Here is a 22,461-nt window from a genome sequence, read left to right on the forward strand (position 1 = left end):
GATAGATTTTTCTCACCCCCTGATCAATAGGGTGGCGTGCAGACGACATCGGCCGCCGACATCGAAGCCGTCCTCGACGAGTCCGGGCCGGACTACGAGGAGTTCACCTACGAAGCGGCCACGGGCGGGACGCGGGCGGACGTGTACATGGTCACCCTCGTCTACGACGGCAACGAGTACGAGGTCGTCGTCAAGTTCGAGCCGCCCAACGACGACCGGTTCGCGGTCGAGCCGAAGCTCCACGAGTACGTCGCCGACCGGACCGACATTCCGATCCCCCGCATCCTCGTCTTCAAGCAGGACCCCGAGCGCAACGTGCCGCCCTACTTCGTCACCGAACGGGTCCGCGGGGACAACCTCGCCGACCAGTACGGGGCGATGGACCAGAGCCACTGGGAGCGGGTCATCGAGCAGGTCGGGACGATCATGGGCGACCTGCACTCGGAGATCGCCTTCGAGGCGTTCGGCCGGCTGATGCTCCACGACGACCGGATCACGATCCGCAACTGGCGGGGCAACTGGCGGGAGTACTTCGCCGACCTCACCCGGTCGCACATCGACCGCCTCGCCGGGACGCCCTTCGAAGGGATGCAGTCGCGGGCGCGCGGCGCCTTCGAGGACACCCTCTCGCTGGTGCCCGAGGACGGGATGCCCCGGCTCGTCCACGACGACATGCAGCCGACGAACCTGCTCTGCATCCTCGACGAACCGGACCCGGTCACCGCGGTACTGGACTGGCAGGACACGCTGGCGGCCCACCGCGACTACCAGCTCGCCCAGTCGGAGTTCCTCTACATCGACTCGACGTTCGACGACCCGCAGGTGTGCGACCGCCTGCGCGAACAGCTCTACGAGGGCTACCGCACCCACGCCGAGTTCGACCCCGGCGAGACCTACGAGCAGTGCAAGCCGGTCTACCAGCTGTCGACGCTGCTGTGGCGGATGACCGGCTTCGACGACGCCTTCGCCGAGGACGACCTCGGCCGGGCCCGCGCGGAGTTCCAGTACCGCCAGCAGTTCGACCGACTGCTGGCCGAACTCCCGCGGTGACGGCCCGTAGTCCCGGCCGTCGCGCTCGCTCGCGGGTCGGCGCCTTCCCCGTTCGCCGCCCCGAGACGCCCCCGGAAGCCGCGTCTCGCCCGCCGCCCGAACCTGTCCACCTGTGGACGTGTTACCCATAACAAAGTTTTTAAGTTACCGCTCTACGGACACCCGGGCGAGATGCCCTCCATATCGGCGCTACTGACCGATCCCGACGGGTTCTTCGACCGGCAGGAGTCGGACCCGTCGCTGAAGGGACCGCTCGTGGTGATACTCGCGGTCGTGGCAGTCGACGCGGTCGCCGCGGTGTTGCAGTCCCGGTTCATGTCCCAGCTGTTCGAGGGAGCCGGGGCGGCCGGCGGGCTCGTCACCGCGATCCAGGCGTTCACGTACATCTTCGTCGTCGCCGGGCCGTTCGTGGCCTGGCTGCTGTACGCGGGCCTGTTCCACGCCATCTCCGTCGTGTTCGACGGTGACGGCGAGTTCTCGACGACGCTCTCGCTCGTCGGCTGGGGGTTCGTCCCCAGCGTCCTGGGCTCGGTCGCCTCGGCCGGGATCAACTACTACCGGTTCAACGTCCGCGGGATCGACGTGCCGGCAGAGCTCACCCAGGAGTCGATGCAGCAGTTCAACCAGGCGCTGCAGACCGGGCCGCTGGTGGCGCTGTCGGCCGCGCTCGGCATCGTCTTCACGCTCTGGAGCGCGTTCCTCTGGACGTTCGCGCTGAAACACGCCCGCGACCTGAGCATCCGGGGGGCGGCGCTGACCGTCGCCGGTCCGGTCCTGGTCGCGGTACTGATCTCGCTACGGACGCTCTTGGTCGCCGTCGAGGTCCTGTGATGGTCCGACGCCCCCGCACCCCGCGCCTCCGCTCGCCGCGTCCCCGCATCGAGTCGACAGTCACGAACCACAGCTCCCCCGACCAATGAATCGCAGCAAGACGGTAGCACTCGCGGTCCTGATCGCAGTCGCATCGCTCCCGGCCGTCGCGGCCGCAACCAGCGTCAACGTGGCCGTCTCGTCGGTCGACGTGACGCCAGCGGAACCGGTCCCCGGCGACGAGATCACGATCGAACCGACCATCGAGAACTTCGAGAGCAGCTCGGCGGGCTACTTCGTCGACCGCGTCCGGGTCATCAAGGCCGACGACGGTCCCCACCCGAAGCAGTACGCCGACGTGAAGAACATCGGGACGGTCCCCGCCGGTGCCGAGCGGACCGTCCCGCTGTCGGTGTCGTTCGACGAACCGGGCACCTACGACCTGCAGGTCAACGTCTCCGGCCGCGGCACCGAGAACGACCGGCTGACGCGGCTGAGCTACCCGGTGTCGATCACCGTCGAGGAGCGCTACCCGCAGCTCGACATCGACGCCAACGACTCCGTCGCGGGCGTCCGGACGGACGGGTCGGTCACGGTCGCCAACAGCCTGTCGGCCCCCATCGAGAGCGTCGAGCTCACCGTCGGCGGCGAGGCGGTGACCGTCACCAACCGCCGGGAGGTGCTCGCGACCGTCGGGAGCAACGACTCCCGCACCGTCGAGTTCGACTACCGCGCGGACGACCCCGGTCGCCACCGGCTGACGGCGACGCTGACCTACACGACCGCGGGCGGCGTGACCGACACGGTCACCGACACCGTGACGGTCCGCACCGAGCGCGAGCGGCCACAGCTCGACATCGACGCGAACACGTCGATCGCCGGGCTGGAGTCCGACGGCACCGTCACCGTCGCCAACGGCCTCGGCGCCGCGGTGACCAACGCCGAGCTGACGGTCGCCGGCGACGGCGTGACCGTCCGCAACGACCGCTCGGTGTTCACCCGCATCGCCGACGGCGAGTCGGCGACGGCCGCCTTCGACTTCCGGCCGTCGTCGGCCGGCGACCACGAGGTGACCGCGACGCTCTCGTACTCGACGCCCGGCGGGACGACCCGCACCGTCAACGAGACGGTATCGCTGCAGACGGACCCGCTCCGGGACAGCGTCGCGCTGGACCTCAGCACCCGGCAGGGGGGCAACGCACAGGCCGTGACGGTGTCGGTGCTCAACCGGGGTAACGCGCCCATCTCGAACGTCAGCGTGCGTGCCACCTCGCCGAACGCCTCGGTCGGGCAGGCGCTGGTCGACCGCGTCGCCGCCGGCGAGTCCCGGACGGTACGGCTGAACGCGACCCTCTCGGGTGACCGCGCGGCAGTCGACGTGGTCGCCACCTACGACGTGGCCCGCCAGCGCGGCGAGGCCGCGGCGTCGACCGCGCTGACCCAGACGCCCGGCACCATCGGCCTGACCGGACTCGAGGTCGTGCCGGACGGCGGGCGGCTCCGCATCTCCGGGAGCGCGAGCAACCTCGGGACGACCGACGCCGAGAGCGTCCTCGTCAGCGTCGTCGACACCGACCGGGTGACCCCCACCGCGCCCAACCGCGAGTACTTCGTCGGCACCGTCCCCGCGAGCGACTTCGTCTCGTTCGACGTGTACGCGACCACGCGGGGCAACGTCTCGACGGTCCCGCTGCGGGTCGAGTACCTCGTCGACGGGCAGCGCCACACCCGGACCGTCGAGGTCGACGCCGCCGGCGCCAGCCGCGCGCTCGCTGCCGGGCCCGACCCGGACCGGAGCTCCGGTGGCGGCGGCGGCTTCCTCCTCCCGCTGGCGGTCGGCGCCGTCGTCGTGGTCGTCGTCCTCGCGGTGATGGTCCGCGCCTGGAGGGCGAGCCGTGGCGGTGATTGAGACCCGGGGCGTCGTCAAGCGCTACCGGACCGGCGGGGAGACCCTGGAGGCGCTGAAGGGGATCGACTTCGCCGTCGAACCCGGCGAGTTCGTCTCCATCATGGGCCCCAGCGGCAGCGGCAAGACCACGCTGCTCAACCTGCTCGGCCTGCTCGACGACCCCAGCGAGGGCGAGGTCCTGCTCGACGGCGAGGACGTGACCGGCCTCTCGGACCGCGAGCAGACGGCCGCCCGCAAGCGCACCATCGGGTTCGTCTTCCAGAACTTCTACCTCATCCCGACGCTGACCGCGAAGGAGAACGTCGAGGTGCCCGCCCTCTTCGACCACGACCCGTCCGTGGAGGAGCGGTCCGTGGACCTGCTCGAACGGATGGGGCTGGGCGACCGCCTCGACCACAAGCCCGACGAACTCTCCGGCGGGCAGAAACAGCGGGTCGCCATCGCCCGGTCGCTCATCAACGAACCCAGGCTGTTGCTGGCCGACGAGCCGACCGGGAACCTCGACCGGGACACCGGCCGACAGATCCTCGAGGAGTTCGTCGACATCACCGAGCGCGACGTGGCCGTCATCGCCGTCACCCACGACGAGCTCGTCAACGACTACGTCGACCGGACGGTCCAGCTCGTCGACGGGCTCATGGGCGAGGACGCGCCGACCGACGGCGGCCGCGGCGAGCCCGGTCCCGGACCGGGCGGAGGGGCCGACCCCGACCCGGACACCGGCGCGCCCGGGGCGGTCGGCTCGCTGGACGACGAAGCCACGGGCGGTGATCGGCCGTGATGGGGTGGCTGCGCCGGCGGTTCCCGGCGCTGCTGATGGCCCGGCGCAACATCGGCCGGACGAAGGTCAGGTCGGTGCTGGCGGCGCTGGGCATCGTCATCGGCGTCATCGCCATCGCCTCGCTGGGGATGTTCGGGCTGACGCTGCGGTACCAGCTCACCCAGAACCTCGGCGACATCGGCAACCAGGTGATGGTCGTGCCGGGGGACTCCGCGGGTGCGCCCGACGCGCTCACCGAGCGGGACCTGCGCCAGATCGAGTCGGTCGCCAGCCCGGACGCGACCGTCGCGCCCGCGCTCCAGCGGTTCACCAGGGTCTCGTACGGCAGGGAGGCGTCCGAGACCAGGGCGGTCATGGGGATCGACCAGCCGGGCAAGCTGTTCGAGGCCCGCGACGGGTCGATCCCCGAACCCTACCGGAGCGGTGCACTGATCGGACCGAACCTCGCCGACCAGCGCGACCTGGGCCCCGGGGACACGATCGCCGTCAACGGCTCGACGGTCAGGGTCGTCGCGGTGCTCTCGCCGGGCCAGGGCTTCGGCTTCACCGACCCGAGCGACCAGATCGTGCTCCCGACCCGGAGCTTCGACACGCGCGGCTACGACACCATCACCGTCACCGAGACCGACAGCACGGCCGCCAACGCCACCGCGATGGCGATCCGCGCCCAGCTGAACGACCGCCGCGAGCGCGTCACCGTCCGGGACTACTCCGGGGTCGCCGACCAGATCGGCCAGACGTTCCAGGCGCTGAACCTCTTCCTCATCGGCATCGGCTCCATCTCCCTGCTCGTCGCGGGCGTGAGTATACTCAACGTGATGCTGATGAGCACCGTCGAGCGCCGCCAGGAGATCGGCGTGCTCCGGGCCGTCGGCTTCCAGAAGCTCGACGTGCTGAAGATCATGCTCTCGGAGGCGGTCCTGCTGGGGATCGTCGGCGGCCTCGTCGGCGCGGGCTTCTCTATCGTCGCCGGCCTGGTTCTCAACCACTTCGTCGTCGGCGACGCGATGCTGGCCTTCCGCCCGGGTAACTTCCTCTACATCGGGCTCGCCTTCGCCTTCGGCGTCGGCACCAGCCTGGTCAGCGGGCTCTACCCGGCGTGGAAGGCCGCCAACGAACGTCCCGTCGAAGCGCTGCGGGGCTGAAAAACCGCTGTCCCCTGTTTTTCGCCGCTCAGTCCGCGTTGACCGTCAGCCGCGGGCTCGCCCGGTCCACCGACACCGGCGCGAACTGCTCGAACCAGTCCGTCTCGCCGGACTCGAAGGCAGCCAGGCAGTCCCCCACGGTGAAGTGGATCTCGCCGCTCTCGTCGGCGCAGGGGAACACGGCCTGGAGGTCGCTCCCCTCGTAGACCGCCAGCGACGCCATCGGGAAGACGACCACGTCGTGGACCGCGTCGCTCCCGATGTACGAGCGCTGGCGGCGCTCGAAGGCGGGTTCGAGCCGGTAGCCGTTCTCGGCGGCCCACTCGCCGAACTCCTCGTAGGTGGCCAGCGCCTCGTCGCGGCTGTCCTGCTCGGGCGTCCGGATGCGCTGCCAGGAGGCGTCGACCTCGGTGTCGGCGACGACGCCCTCCGATTCCAGGTCCTCGACCCGTTCGAGGAGCCGCCCCTGACGGTCGTAGCTGCCGTACGTGTCTCCCCGGAGGTAGAGTTCGATCCGCTGGTCGCTGGTGTTCGTGGTCATCGTGTCTTTCACTTAACCGATCTCTCGGGTGGCCCCTTCAAAACGCTTTCCGCCCTATTCCTTCGAGGGACTCTAGGGACCTAGTATGGGGTGCGTTGACGCAGTTCTCGCGTGTTCCCCACACGTGCATACGATTCGCCCGCAACGGATCGAGGTTCGACAGCGGGCCGAAGAAGATCGGGACCGCGGTCGGTCGTCGGTCGCTATCAGTCGTCGGCCGACGCCCGTCCGCCCGCGGCGGGCACGTCGATCTCGCCGGCGTCGAGTTCCGCCTCGACCTCGCGGGCGGCCTGGACCATGTTCTCCATCTTCTCGTAGGCCTTCTCGCGGGGGAGCAGCTTCAGCCCGCAGTCCGGGGAGATCGTGAGCTGTTCCGGCGGGACGACCTTGAGTCCCTGCCTGATGTTCGCCTTGATCTCCTCGACGGACTCGACCTCGGCGGTGTGGTTGTCGACGACGCCCAGCGCCAGGTCGAGCGTGAACTCGGGCTCTTCGAACACGTCGATCTGCTCGTAGTCGCCGTTGGTGAGTTCCAGGTCCAGCTCGTCGATCGGGAAGTCGAGCACCTCGGGGTAGATCCGCGAGTAGTCGCCGTAGCAGACGTGGAGGCCGATGCGGACCTCCTCGGGGATGTCGGCGACGATGCGCTCGAGGGCCTCGCCGACGATGGCGTGGTCGTCGGGCGTCGTGGCCAGCGCGGGCTCGTCGATCTGGATGTAGCGGGCGCCGGCGTCGACCAGCTGCTCGATCTCCTCGTTGACCAGCTCCGCGAGGTCGTAGGCCAGCGCCTCGTCGTCCTCGTAGGCCTCGTTGAACGTCCAGTTGGCCAGCGTGTACGGGCCGGTGATGGGCACCTTGACCGGGCGGTCGGCCACCGAGTCGGTGAACTCGAACTCGTCGACGAGCCACTGCTCGCCGTACTCGACGGTCTCGGCGACCGACGGCTTGTTGAAGTAGTTGTGGCCCCAGACCTTCACGCGGCCGTTGAACTCGTAGCCCTCGATGCGCTCGGCGAAGTACTCGACCATCTCGTTGCGGCGCATCTCGCCGTCGACGACCGTGTCGAGGCCGGCGCGCTCGTGCTCTTTCGTGATGAGGCGGGCCGCGTCGTCCTTGGCCTCCTCCCACTCCTCGTCGCCGAAGCCCGAGTCGTCGTCCTCGTAGAGTTCGCGGGCGCGGTCGAGCCACTTGGGCTTCTTGTAGCTGCCGACGACGCTGGTCAGCAGGAAGTGGTCGTTGTCGTGGTCGGCCGGGCGGAACTGCTCGCGGTTGTCGGCGGGTCGCTCGGTCATGCTTTCACCTCCGTGCGCTCGACGGCGCCAAGGGCCGCCAGTTTCTCCTCGAACGTTCCCGACGGCAGGTAGAACGTCGGGGTGTTGATCGTCGCGTACGCGGTCCCGAAGTCGACGCCGTGTGCGTTGTCGAGCGTCCACTCGACGCGCTCTTCGATCTCGTCGCTGTCCTCGACGAGCGTGTTCTGCCCGTCGACGATGCCCAGCGCGATGTCGTCCTTGGCGCCGTACTCGCTGATGACGTAGGCGTTGTCCTCGTGGTTGGCCACGAAGTCGAAGCCGACCGCGTCCACGTCGGCGTCCATCAGGTGGGCGTAGACCTTCTCGTCGATGCCGCCGTCGCCGCCGTGGGACTCCCAGTAGGTGTGGGCGACCACGTCGGCGTCGGTCGCCGTTGCGACCGCGTCGACGGCCTCGCTGGCGCGCTCGTCGGCGCCGTCGCCGGGCGGCGATTCGAGGAGGGAGGGCTCCAGCAGGAACAGCGTCTCGACCTCGGGGAACTGCTCGGCCTCCGCGGCGAGGAAGTCGGCGACCGCCGAGAGGAACTCGGCGTCGTCGCCGTAGTGCTCGTCGGTGGCCAGGTCCGCCAGCGTGTACGGGCCGGGCAGGACGGCGGCGAGGCCGTCGTCGGTGAGCTCGGCCGCGGCGTCGAGTTCCCGGGCCACGTCGCCGGTGGCCGACAGGTCGTCGGTCACGACCGGCTCGCGGTAGAAGTTGTTGTTGTCGAAGTAGCGGACGATACCGCGGGTCTCGACGGCGTCGGAGACGGCCAGCGGGTGGGTGAGCATGTCGTCCCACCGCAGCTGGCCCTCGACGACCAGGTCGAGGCCGGCGTCGGTCTGGAGGTCGACAACCTCCTCGCGCGCTCGCTCGTAGGCGTCGCTGACCTCGTCGCTCTCGTCGCCCGTGACCAGTCCGCCCTTCTGTCGTCCCTTCAGGTCCGCCAGTTCGTCCTTCGCCCAGTCCGGCAACGGATACAGGCCGGGCGTCGTGGAGACTACCTCCGTCATTGGAACGGGCTACGCCATGACGCCCTATAATATTTCTCATCTACTTTGATGCGCTATGGTAATCTTCCGGCGTCGAACGGGCGGGCCCAGTCAGACGTCGAACGCGCGCCCGCTCCAGTCGTCGACCGCGAGTTCGAAGGGTGCCACATCGGCGGAGTCGCTCCACCGGACCGGGTTGGGTGCGGACTGGGTGTTCCGCGCCAGCGCGGCGAAGGCGGGCTCGGCTTCGTCGTAGGCGGTCTCGACCAGCCGGCCGGTGACGACGACGCTGCGCCAGACCCGCTCGCTCTCGTCTTCCTCGTAGACGGTGAACCCGACGGCCGGAGTCCGGTCCAGACAGCGGTACTTGCGGCTCGATTCGTCGCCTTCGAGTTGCACGGCGAGGGTGTCGGTCGCCGGGTCGTATCCGTACGCGACGGGAAGCGGGTACGGTGGTCCGCCGTCGGGACCGGCCAGGGCGAGCACGCCGATCCCGTTCCGCGAGAGCACGTCGACGATCCCGTCGTCGCTGAGTGGTTTCATCGGGCGGGAGTACGGGCCGCCCGCGGTTGTGAGTGAACACCCTTCCCAGCGAACGGGAACGGGGTCAGGCGTTTTCAGGGGCGCGTTCCGCAGCGGTCGGTATGCAAGCGAGCTCGGACGAGCGGTTCGCCGACTGGGACGACGAGCGGTACAGCACCGACATCGGCCGGTTCGACGAGCAACACAGGCGGCTGTTCGGGCTACTCAACGACCTCCACGCGGCGATGGACGAGGGCCATTCCGAGGAGGAGATCGGCGACATCCTGCGGGAACTCGAACGGTACACGGAGTACCACTTCGGAGACGAGGAGGAGTTCATGCAGGACTGCGGCTACGCCATGGACTGCGCCGACTGCTTCTATAACCACCGCGAGATGCACGAGGAGTTCGCCGCCAGGGTCGCCGAGTTCCGCGAGAAACACGAGAACGGCGAGTACGTCACCATGGAGGTGCTGACCTTCCTTCGCGACTGGCTCGACTCCCACATCGCGGCCCGCGACGAGGACCAGAACTACGCCGACTACTTCGACTCGGAGGTCGACGACGACTACGAGTACAGCCCCGGTGTGCTCCGACGCCGGCGGCGTTCGACGGAGTCGGCCGAGGGAGCGAGCGGGGACGCCCGGCGGGACGCGCCCGACTCCGACGTGGCTCTCGACCCCGCCGGCCCGGTCGCCGAGGGCGGCCACCTCGATGTGCCGGACGGCTCGGTAGCGGCGTGGGTCGAGTCGCTCGAAGCGTCCCACGGCGGCCGGACCGCCGCGCTGGTCCCGACGGCCGACGGCTACGCCGAGCGGACGTTCGACGACCTCGCCGACCGGGCCCGGCGTGTCGCGGCGGGGCTGCTGGAGACGGACCTGACCCCCGGCGACAGGGTCGGGATCGCGGCGGAGTCGAGCTACGAGTGGTCGGTCGCCGACCTCGCCTGCCAGTTCGCCGGGCTCGTCTCCGTCCCGCTGTACCCGTCGTTCGCCCCCGACCAGACGCGTCGAGCCGCCGAGACCGTCGGACTATCCGGTCTCGTGGCCGACGACCCGTCGGCGCTCGACGCGGTGCCCGACCCGGGCGTGAACGTCCATGTCGACATCGATGACCTCCCGACCGCACGGCCGGGCGACCTGCCGGGCCGCAGCGCCGACGGCGACGAGGTGGCGACGGTTGTGTTCGACCCCGCGGCGTCCGACCCGACCGGGCGGGCGCTCACTCACCGGGCGCTGCTCGCGGCGGCGTCGGCGCTTGCCGAGGACCTCCCGCTCGCACCCGGATCGACCGGGACCTGTCTCCTCCCGCTCGCACACGTCTACCAACGCGTTGCGACGTACTACCTCTGGTCGACGGGCAGCGCCGTCGCCTACGCTGGCTCCGAGGGGGTCGTCGACGACCTGGCGGCGGTCGAGCCGTCGGTCCTCGTCGGGGCGCCGGCGGTCTACCAGCGGCTGTACGGCGATATGCAGGACCGGATCGGCTCGATGAACTGGATGAAACGCAAGGTCGCCGGCCGCGTTGCCTCGTACGGCCGGGACCGACTGGACGGCTCCGGGACGCCGCTGAAGTACGCCGCCGCGGACCGTCTGGTCTACGGCCCGCTCCGCGAGGAGTTCGGGCTCGCCGGCCTGGAGTACGCGCTCTGCGGCGCCGGCCGGCTGGACGCCCACCTGCTGTACCTGTTCGCCGGCGTCGGCGTCCCCGTCCGGAACCTCTACGGCACCGTCGGGACCGCCGGAGTCGGCGCCCTGGCCACCCCCGAAGCCTCGGCCGACGGCGCGGCCGGTCGTCCGGTGGCGGGGACCGAGTTCGCTCACTCCGAGGACGGGGAGCTGCTGGTCCGCGGCCCCGTGGTGACGGTCGGCCGTCCCGGCGCCGACGAGACGAGGCGACCGGCCGACCGATGGTATCGGACCGGAACTGACGGCCGCGTCGAGCCCGACGGCACCGTCTTCGTCGAGTGACCGACGGTCGAACGCGATGGCGACGTTACCGCGCGTCCCGCTCGAACCGCACGACCAGCAGCGTCTCGAAGGGGTGGGACTCGCTGGCGACCTCCTCGCTCGCCAGCCCGTTCGCCGCGGCACGCTCCCGGACGGTGTCGGGGTCGGTCAGCGAACTCACGAGCAGGTACGCCGCACCGCCCGGCGCGAGGACGCGCGCCACGTCGTCGAGGAACGGGTCGATGGCCGCGCGGCCGTCCTCGCCGCCCGACAGCGCCCGCTCCATCCAGTCGTCCCACTCCCGGTCGGGCTCGGTCGGAAGGTACGGCGGGTTGAACGCCACCACGTCGAAGCTCCCGTCGCGGAACGGCCCCGTCAAGTCCGCCCGGACGACCGGGAGCCCGGCCTCGGCGGCCTGCCGGCAGGCGTGCGGATTGAGGTCGGCGCCCACCGCGTCGGCGCCCGCCTCGGCCATCCGCGCGGCGACGTAGCCCGACCCCGTGCCCACGTCCAGCGCCCGGTCGCCACGTTCCACGCGCTCGACGACGGCGTCGGCCAGCAGCTTCGAGTCCTCCGCCGGCTGGTAAACCTGCTCCACGTCGCGCTGGGCTGCGAGGGCGGGCTTGCCGTCAGAGCCGTCCGCGCCACGCCTGCCGGACCCGTCCGCTCCGCCCCCGTCGGTCATGCCGACGGGTGCTCGCCCGGTTCGCCGACCTCGTAGGCCAGCGTCGCCAGGTCGGCGAACTCCGCGGGCGTGACGTTCCCGGCACGGGCGCTCATCAGGTCCTCGTCGGCCGCGTCGACGACGGCGTCGGGGTCGCCCAGCCCGGAGATGTGGGCCGTGTTGCGGACGGCGTTGCGCATCGTCTTCCGGCGCTGGGTGAACACGGCCTTCAGGAAGTCCATGAAGAAGTCCTCGTCGTCCACCTCGTAGTCCGGGTCGCGGGGCGTCGTCCGCACGACCGCGCTCTGGACGGCCGGCGGCGGCGAGAACGCCTCCTTGGGTACCGGCTCGACCACCTCGGCGTCGGCGTAGTGGCCCGCTGTCACCGACAGCCGGCCGTAGTCGTCGGTCCCCGGCTCGGCGGCCATCCGCTCGGCGAACTCCCGCTGGAACATGAGCACGAGCGGGCGCTTCTCGGGCAGCAGCCGGAAGGCCAGTTCGCTGGACGGGCCGTACGGCAGGTTCGAGACCGAGGCGGTGAACTCGGGCAGCTCGACTTCCAGCGCGTCGCCCTCGACCACGGTGAGCCGGCCCGCGTCGATCTCGGCGGCGAACTCCCCGCGGAGGAACGCGGCGAGGTCGGGGTCGCGCTCGACGGCGGTCACCCGGTCGGCCGCGGCGAGGAGGCGGTCGGTCAGCGCGCCGGTCCCTGCGCCGATCTCCAGCACGTGCGAGAGGTCGACGTTCGCCTCTCCGGCGTATTCGGGCAGCCGGTCGAGCACGCGGTCGTCGACCAGAAAGTGCTGGTCGCGGTCGGGGTCGCCGCGGACGCCCGCCCGCCGAAGGAGGGCGTCGGGGTCGCGAGTGCCCGGCTCGGGGCTGTCGGCGGACGAGTTGCTACCGCCGCCTCCGGTCCCAGGGCTATCGGCCTCGCGCCCGCTCGGACTCTCGCCGTTCATTCCTCGTCGTCCCGGCGGGCGAAGGTACGGTACTTCAGGTCGTCCTCGCGGATCTCCTCCAGGATGCGCTCGACGACGACCTCGCGGGGGTTGTGCAGCCCCTCGACGCGCTCCTCCAGGTCGTCGAAGCCCTCGAAGGGACCACGCTTTCGCTCGTCGAGGATGGCGTTGCGCAGTTTCTTCCCGATCCCGGGCAGGAGGTTCAGCTGGTGCAGGCGCAGGGTGATGGGCTGGGCGTCGTTGTAGAAGTCGACGAACCGCCGTTCCTCCTCGTCGACCAGATCCTCGACGGCGTAGTCCAGTTCCGACTGGGCGCCGCCGGGCAGGTCCTCGTACTCGACCTCGCCGGTGCGCTCGATGGCGTCGGCCGCGCGGTCGATCACCAGGTCGTCGCCGATCGACACGTCGGCGTCGGGCCCGAGGACCACCTCGAACAGGCGGAAGTCCTCGCGCCCGAGCGCGTAGGCGAGCGGCTGCTTCTGGTACTGCGGGCGGTCGTCCTCGGTCCGGCCGTGGGCCAGGAAGTCGAGGACGACGGCCGTGGGTCCCCCCGGATCGTCGTCGCCGCGCTCGGAGTCACTCATGACAGGCGAGTAGGGCGAGACGGAACTTAAACCCCCGCCGTCGGGCGCTCGCGGGAGAACGGCGTCCGGTCAGGCGTACTGCGCGACGACCTCGAGGATGGCGTCGAGCTCGTCGCCCGAGAGGGTGAACCGCTCCTGGGCGTAGATCGCCCGCAGCTCGTCGCGGTCCCGCGGGCGCAGGTTCGCGATCTTGTAGGCGGTCGCCTCGTCGACCTTGTCCAGTTCCTGCAGCTCGGCGACGAACTCGCGGGACTCCTCGGGGTCGAGCACGGCGAAACGGTTGACGTGCTCGATGGCCCGCGCGAGCTCGTAGCGCATCTCGCGGTCCTCGTCGGCCGCGCGCTCGCGCTCGAGCTCCTCGAGGATCGCCTTGGTCTCGGCGACCGTGAGGTACTCTTCGTCGACCTTCTCTTTGAAGATCGTCATGCCTGGCTGCGGAGGTGGGCGGGCTTGACGATGAGCGTCTTGTCGACGCCGCCGTCGGTGATGGCGACCTTGTAGGCGGCGCCCTGTTCGCCGACGACCTCGCCGGTGCGCCCGTCGAAGCGCGGGTGGAAGCGCCCGTCCGGGACGCTCGGGTCGATCTTCAGGTGGACTTTCTCGCCGTGCTCGAACTCGGTGACCGAGCGCTGGGGCGGCGACGTGCCGCTGTCTCGGGGCTCGTTGCGGAGCTTCTTGCGCGTCTTCTTCCGGGGTCCGTTGGAGTTGGGCATTCGTGCGGTTCCGTTATCCGGTCACGCTTATAAAACGTGCGTTACGCGGTCGTGACCGCCGTGTGAGCGGCTACCGCGACTCCAGCGGTCGCGGCGGGCGGTCGCGGCGTCGACACCCCCGTGGGCCGGTGTCGCGACTCGGCGGTCGGCTGTCGGAAAAAGCGAGCGAACCGTTACAGGCGACCGACGTCGCCGACTTCGACGCTTTCGACGCCTTCGACGCCGGCGAAGGCCTCCTCGACGGCCTCGGTGCCGCCGGCCTCGTCCGGGACGACGACGGTCGGGAGCAGGGCGACGAGGCCGAAGGCCACGTCGTCGCGCTCGAAGCCGTTGATCTTCGCGCCCTCGGGCAGCGACGCCTCGAGTCGCTCCTGGAGGGCGTCGAGGTCGACTTCCGGGCTCTGCGGCATGACCTTGATCTGCGCGGCGACTTTCCCCATCGTTACGGCCCCGTGAACCCGCAGTCCGGGCACTCGTAGAGGTTGCTCTGCTTGCGACACTTCGCGCAGCGGTAGATCTGCTGGCCGCAGTCGGGACACTTGAACGCGGCGGCGTTCGTGCCGGCGATGTTGATGCCGCACGAAACGCACTTTTGCTGGCGTTTCTGTTGGCTCTCGCTCATACCACTCCGTATCCTCTCACGGTTTTTAACCGTTGTCAAAGGCGTCGACCACCGACGCGCGACGCCGAACCACAGTCGAGCCGCCGCGCCACCGCCGGCGATCGGCCCTCGCGACCGCGCGCCCGCGACGTGCATCCGGAGTTCTATCCGAAGTTCTCGACCTTCGCGGCCTCGGCGTCGCCCCCGGCCGCCGAGATGGCGGCCGTGGCGTCGTCGAGGAAGTCGGCGAAGCCGTAGACGAACACCTGCGTGTCGTCGGTCAGTACCTCGTCGACCGACGACGCCAGCGGCGACGACGGCGCGAGGACGGCCACCGAGGCGCCCCGCTCGTTCAACTCGGTCAGCCGGTCGTCGTGGATCGGCGCGGCGTCGCGGTAGACGATTGCGGCCTCGCCGCCCTCGTCGAGGGCCCGCTCGGCGATCCCGATCGCCGGGCCGACGCCGGGGCCGCCCGCGAGGATCAGCACCCGCTGTTCGCCCTCGTAGTAGGCGTCGCCGTACGGCCCGGAGATCTCGACGGTGTCGCCGGCGGTCAGGGCCGCCAGCTCCGGCCCGACCTCGCCCTCGGGGTCGATGCCGACGGTGATCTCGAACGTCCCCGCCACGTCCGGCGAGGAGACCGTGTAGAACCGCGACTCCTCGACCCCGTCGAGGGAGACCTTCACGAACTGGCCGGGCTGTGCGTCGAACCCGTCGGGCGTCTCGAAGTCGATGGCGACCGCGTCCTCGCCGACCGACTCGACCGCGACGACGGCGACTTCCGTGTCCTCCATACTCCGCTCTCGCGTCGCACGGCGCATGGTCCTTTCGTTCCGGGTCGTCGGTCTTCCGTTTCGGGCCGTCGGTCTTCCGTTTCGGGCCGTCGGTCCGGCCCCGTCCACCCGCCGCGATCGGGGACCGACGTTCACCATCGGAGGACAACGTTACCGGCTGTTCGAAACCGTCGATTTTCGCCTGTGCGTCCACTTTTGCGACGAATGTGGGGGTCCCGTCCCCGGGCCATTACAGAAGTCTTTTTGCCGGGCGGAAGATACTCCAACGCAGTATGCCCGAGGACCTGAACTGGGCCATCGGCGGTGAAGCCGGTGACGGGATCGACTCTACCGGGAAGATCTTCGCTCAGGCACTCTCGCGTGCCGGCCGTCACGTCTTCACCTCGAAGGACTTCGCGTCACGGATCCGGGGCGGGTACACCGCCTACAAGGTCCGGACGTCCGTCGACCGCGTCGAGAGCGTCGTCGACAGGCTCGACATCCTGATCGCGCTCACCGAGCGGACTATCGACGAGAACATGGACGAACTGCACGAGGGCAGCGTCATCATCTACGACGGCGAGCGCTCCACGATGGAGGACGTGGAGGTGCCCGAGGGGATGATCGGCCTGTCGGTCCCGCTCCAGCGGCTCGCCGAGGACGCCGGCGGCGCCATCATGGCGAACGTCGTCGCCCTGGGCGCCGCCTGCGAGGTGGCGAACTTCCCCATCGAGAACCTCGACGAGTCGCTGGAGAAGCGCTTCGGCGACAAGGGCGAGGCCATCGTCGAGAACAACAAGGAGGCCGCCCGCCTGGGCCAGCAACACGTCGCCGAGGAGTACGACCACGACTTCGACTACGACATCGAGACCACGGACAACGACTACGTCCTCCTCAACGGCGACGAGGCCATCGGCATGGGCGCCATCGCCGCCGGCTGTCGCTTCTACTCGGGCTACCCCATCACGCCCGCGACGGACGTGATGGAGTACCTGACAGGCCGCATCGAGCAGTACGGCGGCAAGGTCGTCCAGGCCGAGGACGAGCTCTCCGCCATCAACATGGCGCTGGGCGCGGCCCGCGCCGGCGCACGCGCGATGACGGCCACCTCGGGCCCCGGCATCGACCTGATGACCGAGACGTTCGGCCTCGTGGCGACCACGGAGACGCCGCTGGTCATCTGCGACGTGATGCGATCCGGTCCCTCGACCGGGATGCCGACCAAGCAGGAGCAGGGCGACCTCAACATGACGCTGTACGGCGGCCACGGCGAGATCCCGCGGTTCGTCGTCGCGCCCACGTCGGTCTCGGAGTGTTTCTGGAAGACCGTCGAGGCGTTCAACTACGCCGAGAAGTACCAGACGCCCGTCTTCCTGGTCGCGGACCTGGCGCTCGCAGTCACGGAGCAGACGTTCCCGCCCGAGGCGTTCGACATGGACGAGGTCGAGATCGAGCGCGGCAAGGTCGTCGACGAGGAGGAAGTCGACGCCTGGCTCGACGAGCGGGACCGCTTTCAGGCGCACTTCCCGACCGCCGACGGCGTCAGCCCCCGCGCGTTCCCGGGCACGGCCGACGCCGCCCACATGACCACCGGCCTCGAACACGACGAGCTCGGCCGCCGGACCGAGGAGGAGGAGGTCCGCATCGAGCAGGTCGACAAACGCCAGCGGAAGGTCGAGACAGCCAAGGAGGAGGAGGACTGGGACTACCGCGAGTTCGGCGACGAAGACGCCGACACCCTCGTCATCTCCTGGGGCTCCAACGAGGGCGCCATGCGCGAGGCGCTGGAGTTCCTCGACGAGCGCGGCCACGATATCCGGTTCATCTCGGTCCCCTACATCTTCCCGCGGCCCGATCTGTCCGAGGAGATCGAGGCGGCCGACGACGTCATCGTCGTCGAGTGTAACGCCACCGGCCAGTTCGCCGACGTGATCGAGCACGACGTGCTCCAGCGCGTCCAGCGGGTCAACAAGTACAACGGCGTGCGATTCAAGGCCGACGAACTCGCAACGGAAATCGAGAACACACTCACGGGCGCCGACGCCGGCGCCACGGAGGTGGAGGCAGAATGAGCTCCGACGTTCGATTCACGGACTTCAAATCCGACAAGCAACCGACCTGGTGTCCCGGCTGCGGCGACTTCGGGACGATGAACGGCATGATGAAAGCGCTCGCCGAGACGGGCAACGACCCCGACAACACGTTCGTGGTCGCCGGCATCGGGTGCTCCGGCAAGATCGGCACCTACATGCACAGCTACGCGCTGCACGGCGTCCACGGCCGCGCCCTGCCCGTCGGCATCGGCGTCAAGCTCGCCAACCCCGACCTGGAAGTGATGGTCGCGGGCGGCGACGGCGACGGCTACTCCATCGGCGCCGGCCACTTCGTCCACGCCGTCCGGCGCAACGTCGACATGACCTACGTCGTCATGGACAACCGCATCTACGGCCTCACCAAGGGCCAGGCGTCGCCGACCAGCCGGCAGGACTTCGAGACGAGCACCACACCCGAGGGCCCGCAGATGCCACCGGTCAACCCGCTCGCGCTCGCCCTGGCCTCGGGCGCCACCTTCATCGCCCAGTCGTTCTCTTCGGACTCCCAGCGCCACGCCCAGATCGTCCAGGAGGCCATCGAGCACGACGGCTTCGGCTTCGTCAACGTCTACTCGCCGTGCGTGACGTTCAACGACGTCGACACCTACGACTACTTCCGCGACTCCATCGTCGACCTCGACGAGGAGGACCACGACCCCACCGACCGCTCCGACGCCAAGGACAAGATCCTCGAGGGCGACAAGGAGTACATGGGCGTCATCTACAAGGACGACAACTCCGTCCCGTGGGAGCAGCGCGAGGGCATCGAGGGGGACATGTCCGACATCCCCGACGGCGCCCCCGACGACGCGATGGACCTCGTGCGAGAGTTCTACTAGGACCCACCTAGTTACCATCTTTTTCCCGCCCGGGTTTCCTCGGTCGCTTCGCTCCCTGCGGGAACCCGGACGGCAAAAACATGGGTGAAAAAGGCCGGACGCGTCAGTCGCTTCGCTCCCTCGCGTCCGGTGAACCGGCGCTCCGCGCCGGATGCTGACTGCACTGCAACCGCACCGCCACAGCATCTGCGCCGCCACAGCATCTGCGCCGCCACAGCATCTGCGCCGCCACAGCATCTGCGCCGCCACAGCATCTGCGCCGCCACAGCATCTGCGCCGCTACCGCGCCAGCACCGCCACCGCGTCCTTTCAGCCGGAAACCACTTGAGCGAGCCCGTCCTCGGTCCCCGACGTGCAGCGATCCGGAACCGCGCTCGTCGGCCTCCTCGCGCTGGTCGCGCTCGCGGGAGCCGCCGGCACGTTCGGCGCGGTCGACGGGCCCGTCGTCACCGGCGACGGGACGCCGGCGGGTCCGGCGACGCCGACGGAGGTGCCGCCGCCGACCGGCGTGCCGGGCGGTGCGTCCGAGTCCGAAGTCCAGCGGGCCGCGACGCCGACGACGGCCGCAGCCGGGGACTCCGGCGGCGTCTCCCGGTTCGTCGTGCCCGCCGTCGGCGGGTCGCTGCTGGCGGCCGGGCTGCTCGTCGTCTTCCTGACCGGTCACGACGAGCGGGCGCCCGAGGTCCCCGACGACGGTCCGGGCGACGACGACCCGACACCGGCCGTCGACCCGGCGTACGACTCGCCGGACGGGAACGCGGTGACGCGAGCGTGGCGACACCTCCGCGACCGCGCGGACGCCGACGAGACGGCGACGCCCGGCGACGTAGCGGCGCGAGCGCTCGACGCCGGCCTCCCCGGGTCGCCGGTCGAGACCGTCACCGACCGGTTCCGCGCGGTCCGCTACGGCGACGGGTCACCGTCCACCGACGGGTCCGATCCCGCCGCTACGGCCGCCGAGCGGCTCGAACTGACCGAAAGTCCCGGCCGAGACGACGACGACACGGACGACGAACCGGATCCAGCCCGGGGCCGATAAAAACTTGTAGCTGGGCCGAACACTCCCGTCCGTGAGACGATCCGCGACCGCCCTGGTCGCCCTCCTCGCGCTGGTCGCGCTCGTGACGGCCGCCGGGTCGCTCGGCGGGGCCGACCAGCCGACGCTGTACTCCGGGACGACGCCGACCCAGCCGATGCCGACGGGCACCCCGGCCGCCGTCGGCGGCGTCGGCGGCGCGAACGGAACGGACGCCCCCGACTCCCGGCAGGCCGTCGGGGAAGACACGCCAGTCCCGCCGGACGAGAGCGACGGCGACGGCGGCGTCTCGACGCTGCTCGTCGCGGGTCTCGTCGGCGGGCTGGTCGTCGCCGTCGTCCTCGCCGTCGTGCTGACCGGCGACGACACCCGCGCGCCGCCCCGCGACGAGAGCGGCGACGGGGAGGGGCCGAGCGGACCACCGACGCCGACGGTCGACCCCGCCTACGACGCGCCGGCCGACAACGCGGTCGTCCGCGCCTGGCGACGGCTCCGCGACCGGACGGGCGCCGACGAGTCGACGACGCCGGGGGAGACGGCCGCGGCCGCCGTCGACCGCGGCTACCCAGCGGAGGCGGTCGAGGGCGTGACCCGCGGCTTCGAGGCGGTCCGCTACGGCCGCCGGCCGCCGACCGACGAACAGGAACGCCGGGCCAGCCGGCTGGCCGACCGGCTGGACGCCGGCGACGACCGCGACGCGAGCGGAGGTGACGGCGCGTGAGCCGCCGCCGGCGAGTCCTGCTGGCGGTCGGAGTCGCGGCCGTCGCCGCGGGGCTCGTCCTGACGGTCCGCCCCGGACTCGTCACGTTCGACTGGGCGACGCTGGTGACGCTCGGGGTCTGGTTCGCGGCGCTCGCCGGCGTCGGCCTCGCGGCCGTCGAGCGGTTCGAGCGCGACGACGCGCCGGCCGGCGGCCTCCCCCGGGTGGGCGAGCGCCCCGACTACGGCGTGCCAGGCGACGACCTCGCGACGGCCGTCTCGGCGGTGGGTGCGAGCGAGCGTGACGCGGCCGAGCGCGACCGCATCCGCGAGCGCCTGCGCGGCGCCGCCGTCGACGCGCTGGAGCGGTTCGCGGGCCTCGACCCGGACACGGCCGAACGCCGGGTCGCCGACGGCTCGTGGACGGACGACCCCGAGGCGGCCGCGCTGTTCGCCGGCGACGACTCGATCCACGAGGGCGTCGAGGCCGACTTCGACCGGCGGGCCGAGCGTGCCGCGGCCGCGGTCGCGCGACTCCGCGACCGGGGCGACCGGCGTGACGGCGACGGCGGCCCGGACGGACGCGGTCGATCCGGAGACGCCGGCCGGCCCGGAGGTGTCGCCGATGACTGAGGCGGCGGCCGTCGGCACGGGGCTGGACCGCGGCGAACAGCGCCTCGAACGGACCGGTCGCTGGGCGGGGATCCACGGGCTCGCGCTGGCGGCGACGGCGGTCGCGATCCTCGTCGGGAAGCCGGTCGCCATCCTCGCCGGACTGGCCGGCGTCGGCTTCGCGGCCTACAGCCGGGCCGCCGACGCGCCGGCGCCCGAACTCGCCGTCGAGCGGCACGTCAGCGACACCGACCCGGCGCCGGGCGAGCGGGTCCGCGTCACGCTCACCGTCGAAAACGAGAGCGGGGCGACGCTGCCGGACCTGCGGTTCGCCGACGACGTGCCCCCGGGTCTGGAGGTCGTCGACGGGACCGCCCGGCATACGACCGCGCTCCGGCCGGGCAAGCGCGCGTCGATCGCCTACGAGTTCGAGGCCGTCCGCGGGCGCCACGAGTTCGACAGCCTCACCGTCGTGACCCGCGATCTCAGCGGTGCGAGCCGCCGGGTGGCCCGCGAGGCGACCGACCGCTCGACGGTCGTCTGTCGGCCGACCTACGAGGACCGGACGGCGCCGCTGGGCGAGCTGGCGACGCGGCTGACGGGGAGCCAGCCCGTCTCGGCGACCGGCGAGGGGCAGGCGTTCCACTCGCTGCGGGAGTACCGCAACGGGGACCCGCTCGGGAGCATCGACTGGAACCGCTTCGCCAAGGACGGGGAACTCGCCACGCGGCGGTTCGACCAGCCCCGGACGGTCAAGGTCGTCCTGCTGGTCGACGCGCGGGCCGCCGCCTACGTGACCGCCGGGGACGGCTGCCCGGCGGTGGACGCCTGCGTCCGCGCCGCGGGCGCGCTCGTCGGCGGCCTCGCCGAGGCGGACTGTCACGTCGGTCTCGCTGCGCTGTCGCCCCGCGAGTGCTGGCTCCCGCCCGCCTCCGGCCGGGGCCACCGCGAGCGGCTGCTCGACGCGCTCACCACCCACGACGCCTTCGGCTGGCGGCCGCCCGCGGAGCGCGACGACACCGCGGGCGGCGACGGCTTCGACCGCTTGCTGACCCAGTTGTCGGGCGACACGCAGGTGGTCGTCTGCTCGCCGCTGGTCGACGACCGGCCCGTCGAGGTCGCGCGGGCGCTCGACGCCCGGGGCCACGACGTGACCGTCGCCAGCCCGGACGTGACCGCCGACGACACCGCGTACCGACGGCTCGCCGCGGCCGAACGGCAGGTGCGCCTCGACGAGTGCCGGCGAGCGGGCCTCGCGGTCGTGGAGTGGGCCGACGGCGACGAGCGCGGGGCGGCACAGTCCCGGAGCGCGACGGACGCGGGTCCCGATGGCGGCGCCGGAACGCGAGTCGCGACCGACGGGGGTGACCGCCGGTGGCGGTGAGTCGCGGGACCGGCCGGCGGCGACCGCGGGCGAGCCACGCGCTGGCGCTGCTCGCCGCCGTCGCGGCCGTGGCGGCCGTCCGCGGGTCGACGATGGCGACGCTGATCGCTCTCGCTGGTACCGGGGCCGTCCTCGCCGGACTCCTGCGCCGGTCGGAGTCGTGGGTGGTCTTCGGCGGCGCGGCGCTGTTCGCCGCGACGGTGCTGGCGGCGACCGGGCCAGCGTCGGCGGAGGCGGTCCTGCTGGGCGGGTTCGGTGCGGTTGTCGCGGCGGACCTGGGGACCTTCGGGCTCGGCATCGACCGGGACGCCGACCCGGCGGTGGCGACGACGCGGGTCGAACTGCTCCACGCCGTCGGGAGCGTCGTCGTCGCGGTCCTGACCGCGGGAGTGGGCTACGCGCTCTTCGAGACGGTCCCCCGCGGCGGTTCGCTCGGCGTCGTCGCGCTGCTTTTGGGCGGCGTCGTGCTGGCGTGGCTGTTGCGGGAGTAGGTCGGAACCGCCGGGATGACGGGGT

General features: G+C 70.9%; 25 protein-coding genes. 13 read left to right on the plus strand and 12 right to left on the minus strand.

From position 1 onward, the window contains the following. The first annotated feature begins 36 nt into the window (after nt 1-36). The 5 genes from ACMGFG_RS07185 to ACMGFG_RS07205 all read left to right on the plus strand — a co-directional run bounded on the left by ACMGFG_RS07185 (nt 37) and on the right by ACMGFG_RS07205 (nt 5,695). On the plus strand, nt 37-1,050 hold the full coding sequence (locus tag ACMGFG_RS07185; protein WP_436929653.1) for a phosphotransferase family protein: 1,014 nt from the start codon (nt 37-39) through the stop codon (nt 1,048-1,050). A gap of 171 nt (nt 1,051-1,221) precedes the next feature. Further along, the gene (locus tag ACMGFG_RS07190; RefSeq protein WP_436929654.1) at nt 1,222-1,881 is read left to right on the plus strand and encodes a YIP1 family protein; all 660 of its coding nucleotides are present in this window, start codon (nt 1,222-1,224) and stop codon (nt 1,879-1,881) included. Between the two features lie 85 nt (nt 1,882-1,966). Then, nucleotides 1,967-3,769 (plus strand): COG1361 family protein, encoded by a 1,803-nt coding sequence (locus ACMGFG_RS07195; protein WP_436929655.1) that lies wholly within the window; start codon nt 1,967-1,969, stop codon nt 3,767-3,769. Beyond that, nucleotides 3,756-4,550 carry an ABC transporter ATP-binding protein gene (locus ACMGFG_RS07200; RefSeq protein ID WP_436929656.1) on the plus strand — a complete coding sequence of 265 codons (795 nt, stop codon included), beginning with the start codon at nt 3,756-3,758 and terminating at the stop codon, nt 4,548-4,550. The genes ACMGFG_RS07195 and ACMGFG_RS07200 overlap by 14 nt, the downstream gene beginning before the upstream one ends. Continuing rightward, complete coding sequence (locus ACMGFG_RS07205) at nt 4,550-5,695, plus strand: ABC transporter permease (RefSeq protein WP_436929657.1); 1,146 nt, start codon at nt 4,550-4,552, stop codon at nt 5,693-5,695. Before ACMGFG_RS07200 ends, ACMGFG_RS07205 begins: the two co-directional genes overlap by 1 nt. A gap of 28 nt (nt 5,696-5,723) precedes the next feature. Here the strand turns inward: ACMGFG_RS07205 and ACMGFG_RS07210 are convergent, their stop codons facing one another. The 4 genes from ACMGFG_RS07210 to ACMGFG_RS07225 form a co-directional block, all read right to left on the minus strand. After that, nucleotides 5,724-6,248, minus strand: a complete 525-nt coding sequence (locus tag ACMGFG_RS07210) for an HTH domain-containing protein (protein ID WP_436929658.1) — start codon at nt 6,246-6,248, stop codon at nt 5,724-5,726. A 194-nt stretch (nt 6,249-6,442) separates the two neighbouring features. Further along, entirely contained in the window at nt 6,443-7,528 is a 1,086-nt protein-coding gene (locus ACMGFG_RS07215) for a methionine synthase (RefSeq protein WP_436929659.1), read from the minus strand. After that, entirely contained in the window at nt 7,525-8,538 is a 1,014-nt protein-coding gene (locus ACMGFG_RS07220; RefSeq protein ID WP_436929660.1) for a 5-methyltetrahydropteroyltriglutamate--homocysteine methyltransferase, read from the minus strand. Before ACMGFG_RS07220 ends, ACMGFG_RS07215 begins: the two co-directional genes overlap by 4 nt. Nucleotides 8,539-8,628: 90 nt before the next feature. Next, complete coding sequence (locus ACMGFG_RS07225) at nt 8,629-9,060, minus strand: pyridoxamine 5'-phosphate oxidase family protein (RefSeq protein ID WP_436929661.1); 432 nt, start codon at nt 9,058-9,060, stop codon at nt 8,629-8,631. A 101-nt stretch (nt 9,061-9,161) separates the two neighbouring features. On the opposite strand from ACMGFG_RS07225, the gene ACMGFG_RS07230 reads away from it, so the two are divergent. Continuing rightward, entirely contained in the window at nt 9,162-11,009 is a 1,848-nt protein-coding gene (locus ACMGFG_RS07230) for a bacteriohemerythrin (RefSeq protein WP_436929662.1), read from the plus strand. 25 nt (nt 11,010-11,034) lie between these two features. Here ACMGFG_RS07230 and ACMGFG_RS07235 read toward each other — a convergent pair whose 3' ends face one another. The 8 genes from ACMGFG_RS07235 to ACMGFG_RS07270 form a co-directional block, all read right to left on the minus strand. After that, entirely contained in the window at nt 11,035-11,673 is a 639-nt protein-coding gene (locus ACMGFG_RS07235) for a HemK2/MTQ2 family protein methyltransferase (RefSeq protein ID WP_436929663.1), read from the minus strand. Next, nucleotides 11,670-12,611, minus strand: a complete 942-nt coding sequence (locus ACMGFG_RS07240) for a 16S ribosomal RNA methyltransferase A (protein WP_436929664.1) — start codon at nt 12,609-12,611, stop codon at nt 11,670-11,672. Before ACMGFG_RS07240 ends, ACMGFG_RS07235 begins: the two co-directional genes overlap by 4 nt. Next, a complete protein-coding gene (locus ACMGFG_RS07245; RefSeq protein WP_436929665.1) occupies nt 12,608-13,195 on the minus strand; it encodes a DUF655 domain-containing protein in 588 nt (195 codons plus the stop codon). The genes ACMGFG_RS07240 and ACMGFG_RS07245 overlap by 4 nt, the downstream gene beginning before the upstream one ends. Nucleotides 13,196-13,264: 69 nt before the next feature. Further along, nucleotides 13,265-13,621, minus strand: coding sequence for an RNA polymerase Rpb4 family protein (locus ACMGFG_RS07250; RefSeq protein WP_436929666.1), 357 nt, complete (start codon nt 13,619-13,621; stop codon nt 13,265-13,267). After that, nucleotides 13,618-13,908 carry a 50S ribosomal protein L21e gene (locus ACMGFG_RS07255; protein WP_436929667.1) on the minus strand — a complete coding sequence of 97 codons (291 nt, stop codon included), beginning with the start codon at nt 13,906-13,908 and terminating at the stop codon, nt 13,618-13,620. The genes ACMGFG_RS07250 and ACMGFG_RS07255 overlap by 4 nt, the downstream gene beginning before the upstream one ends. Before the next feature lie 173 nt (nt 13,909-14,081). Then, nucleotides 14,082-14,348, minus strand: a complete 267-nt coding sequence (locus ACMGFG_RS07260) for an elongation factor 1-beta (RefSeq protein ID WP_436929668.1) — start codon at nt 14,346-14,348, stop codon at nt 14,082-14,084. A gap of 2 nt (nt 14,349-14,350) precedes the next feature. Beyond that, complete coding sequence (locus ACMGFG_RS07265) at nt 14,351-14,530, minus strand: HVO_2753 family zinc finger protein (protein ID WP_436929669.1); 180 nt, start codon at nt 14,528-14,530, stop codon at nt 14,351-14,353. Between the two features lie 143 nt (nt 14,531-14,673). Beyond that, nucleotides 14,674-15,303 (minus strand): FAD-dependent oxidoreductase, encoded by a 630-nt coding sequence (locus tag ACMGFG_RS07270; protein ID WP_436929670.1) that lies wholly within the window; start codon nt 15,301-15,303, stop codon nt 14,674-14,676. A gap of 272 nt (nt 15,304-15,575) precedes the next feature. On the opposite strand from ACMGFG_RS07270, the gene ACMGFG_RS07275 reads away from it, so the two are divergent. From ACMGFG_RS07275 to ACMGFG_RS07305, 7 genes are all read left to right on the plus strand, one after another. Then, entirely contained in the window at nt 15,576-17,354 is a 1,779-nt protein-coding gene (locus ACMGFG_RS07275) for a 2-oxoacid:acceptor oxidoreductase subunit alpha (RefSeq protein ID WP_436929671.1), read from the plus strand. Beyond that, nucleotides 17,351-18,214, plus strand: a complete 864-nt coding sequence (locus ACMGFG_RS07280) for a 2-oxoacid:ferredoxin oxidoreductase subunit beta (protein ID WP_436929672.1) — start codon at nt 17,351-17,353, stop codon at nt 18,212-18,214. Before ACMGFG_RS07275 ends, ACMGFG_RS07280 begins: the two co-directional genes overlap by 4 nt. 352 nt (nt 18,215-18,566) lie before the next feature. Beyond that, a complete protein-coding gene (locus tag ACMGFG_RS07285; protein ID WP_436929673.1) occupies nt 18,567-19,253 on the plus strand; it encodes a DUF4129 domain-containing protein in 687 nt (228 codons plus the stop codon). Nucleotides 19,254-19,284: 31 nt separating this feature from the next. Beyond that, nucleotides 19,285-19,971 carry a DUF4129 domain-containing protein gene (locus ACMGFG_RS07290; RefSeq protein ID WP_436929674.1) on the plus strand — a complete coding sequence of 229 codons (687 nt, stop codon included), beginning with the start codon at nt 19,285-19,287 and terminating at the stop codon, nt 19,969-19,971. Continuing rightward, entirely contained in the window at nt 19,968-20,582 is a 615-nt protein-coding gene (locus tag ACMGFG_RS07295; RefSeq protein ID WP_436929675.1) for a DUF7269 family protein, read from the plus strand. Before ACMGFG_RS07290 ends, ACMGFG_RS07295 begins: the two co-directional genes overlap by 4 nt. Beyond that, the gene (locus tag ACMGFG_RS07300) at nt 20,575-21,945 is read left to right on the plus strand and encodes a DUF58 domain-containing protein (protein ID WP_436929676.1); all 1,371 of its coding nucleotides are present in this window, start codon (nt 20,575-20,577) and stop codon (nt 21,943-21,945) included. The genes ACMGFG_RS07295 and ACMGFG_RS07300 overlap by 8 nt, the downstream gene beginning before the upstream one ends. After that, nucleotides 21,936-22,436 carry a DUF7519 family protein gene (locus ACMGFG_RS07305; RefSeq protein ID WP_436929677.1) on the plus strand — a complete coding sequence of 167 codons (501 nt, stop codon included), beginning with the start codon at nt 21,936-21,938 and terminating at the stop codon, nt 22,434-22,436. The genes ACMGFG_RS07300 and ACMGFG_RS07305 overlap by 10 nt, the downstream gene beginning before the upstream one ends. Nucleotides 22,437-22,461 lie beyond the last annotated feature (25 nt).

Origin of the sequence: Halosimplex halobium (assembly GCF_051414055.1) — an archaeon.
In the GTDB taxonomy this organism is placed as follows: domain Archaea; phylum Halobacteriota; class Halobacteria; order Halobacteriales; family Haloarculaceae; genus Halosimplex; species Halosimplex halobium.

Bases quoted from the DNA above. Each gene is read 5' to 3' on its own strand.
- ACMGFG_RS07190 (WP_436929654.1), top strand. From the start codon at position 1,222: ATGCCCTCCATATCGGCGCTACTGACCGATCCCGACGGGTTCTTCGAC.
- ACMGFG_RS07195 (WP_436929655.1), top strand. From the start codon at position 1,967: ATGAATCGCAGCAAGACGGTAGCACTCGCGGTCCTGATCGCAGTCGCA.
- ACMGFG_RS07205 (WP_436929657.1), top strand. From the start codon at position 4,550: ATGGGGTGGCTGCGCCGGCGGTTCCCGGCGCTGCTGATGGCCCGGCGC.
- ACMGFG_RS07215 (WP_436929659.1), bottom strand. From the start codon at position 7,528: ATGACCGAGCGACCCGCCGACAACCGCGAGCAGTTCCGCCCGGCCGAC.
- ACMGFG_RS07220 (WP_436929660.1), bottom strand. From the start codon at position 8,538: ATGACGGAGGTAGTCTCCACGACGCCCGGCCTGTATCCGTTGCCGGAC.
- ACMGFG_RS07225 (WP_436929661.1), bottom strand. From the start codon at position 9,060: ATGAAACCACTCAGCGACGACGGGATCGTCGACGTGCTCTCGCGGAAC.
- ACMGFG_RS07230 (WP_436929662.1), top strand. From the start codon at position 9,162: ATGCAAGCGAGCTCGGACGAGCGGTTCGCCGACTGGGACGACGAGCGG.
- ACMGFG_RS07235 (WP_436929663.1), bottom strand. From the start codon at position 11,673: ATGACCGACGGGGGCGGAGCGGACGGGTCCGGCAGGCGTGGCGCGGAC.
- ACMGFG_RS07240 (WP_436929664.1), bottom strand. From the start codon at position 12,611: ATGAACGGCGAGAGTCCGAGCGGGCGCGAGGCCGATAGCCCTGGGACC.
- ACMGFG_RS07245 (WP_436929665.1), bottom strand. From the start codon at position 13,195: ATGAGTGACTCCGAGCGCGGCGACGACGATCCGGGGGGACCCACGGCC.
- ACMGFG_RS07250 (WP_436929666.1), bottom strand. From the start codon at position 13,621: ATGACGATCTTCAAAGAGAAGGTCGACGAAGAGTACCTCACGGTCGCC.
- ACMGFG_RS07255 (WP_436929667.1), bottom strand. From the start codon at position 13,908: ATGCCCAACTCCAACGGACCCCGGAAGAAGACGCGCAAGAAGCTCCGC.
- ACMGFG_RS07260 (WP_436929668.1), bottom strand. From the start codon at position 14,348: ATGGGGAAAGTCGCCGCGCAGATCAAGGTCATGCCGCAGAGCCCGGAA.
- ACMGFG_RS07265 (WP_436929669.1), bottom strand. From the start codon at position 14,530: ATGAGCGAGAGCCAACAGAAACGCCAGCAAAAGTGCGTTTCGTGCGGC.
- ACMGFG_RS07270 (WP_436929670.1), bottom strand. From the start codon at position 15,303: ATGGAGGACACGGAAGTCGCCGTCGTCGCGGTCGAGTCGGTCGGCGAG.
- ACMGFG_RS07275 (WP_436929671.1), top strand. From the start codon at position 15,576: ATGCCCGAGGACCTGAACTGGGCCATCGGCGGTGAAGCCGGTGACGGG.
- ACMGFG_RS07280 (WP_436929672.1), top strand. From the start codon at position 17,351: ATGAGCTCCGACGTTCGATTCACGGACTTCAAATCCGACAAGCAACCG.
- ACMGFG_RS07300 (WP_436929676.1), top strand. From the start codon at position 20,575: ATGACTGAGGCGGCGGCCGTCGGCACGGGGCTGGACCGCGGCGAACAG.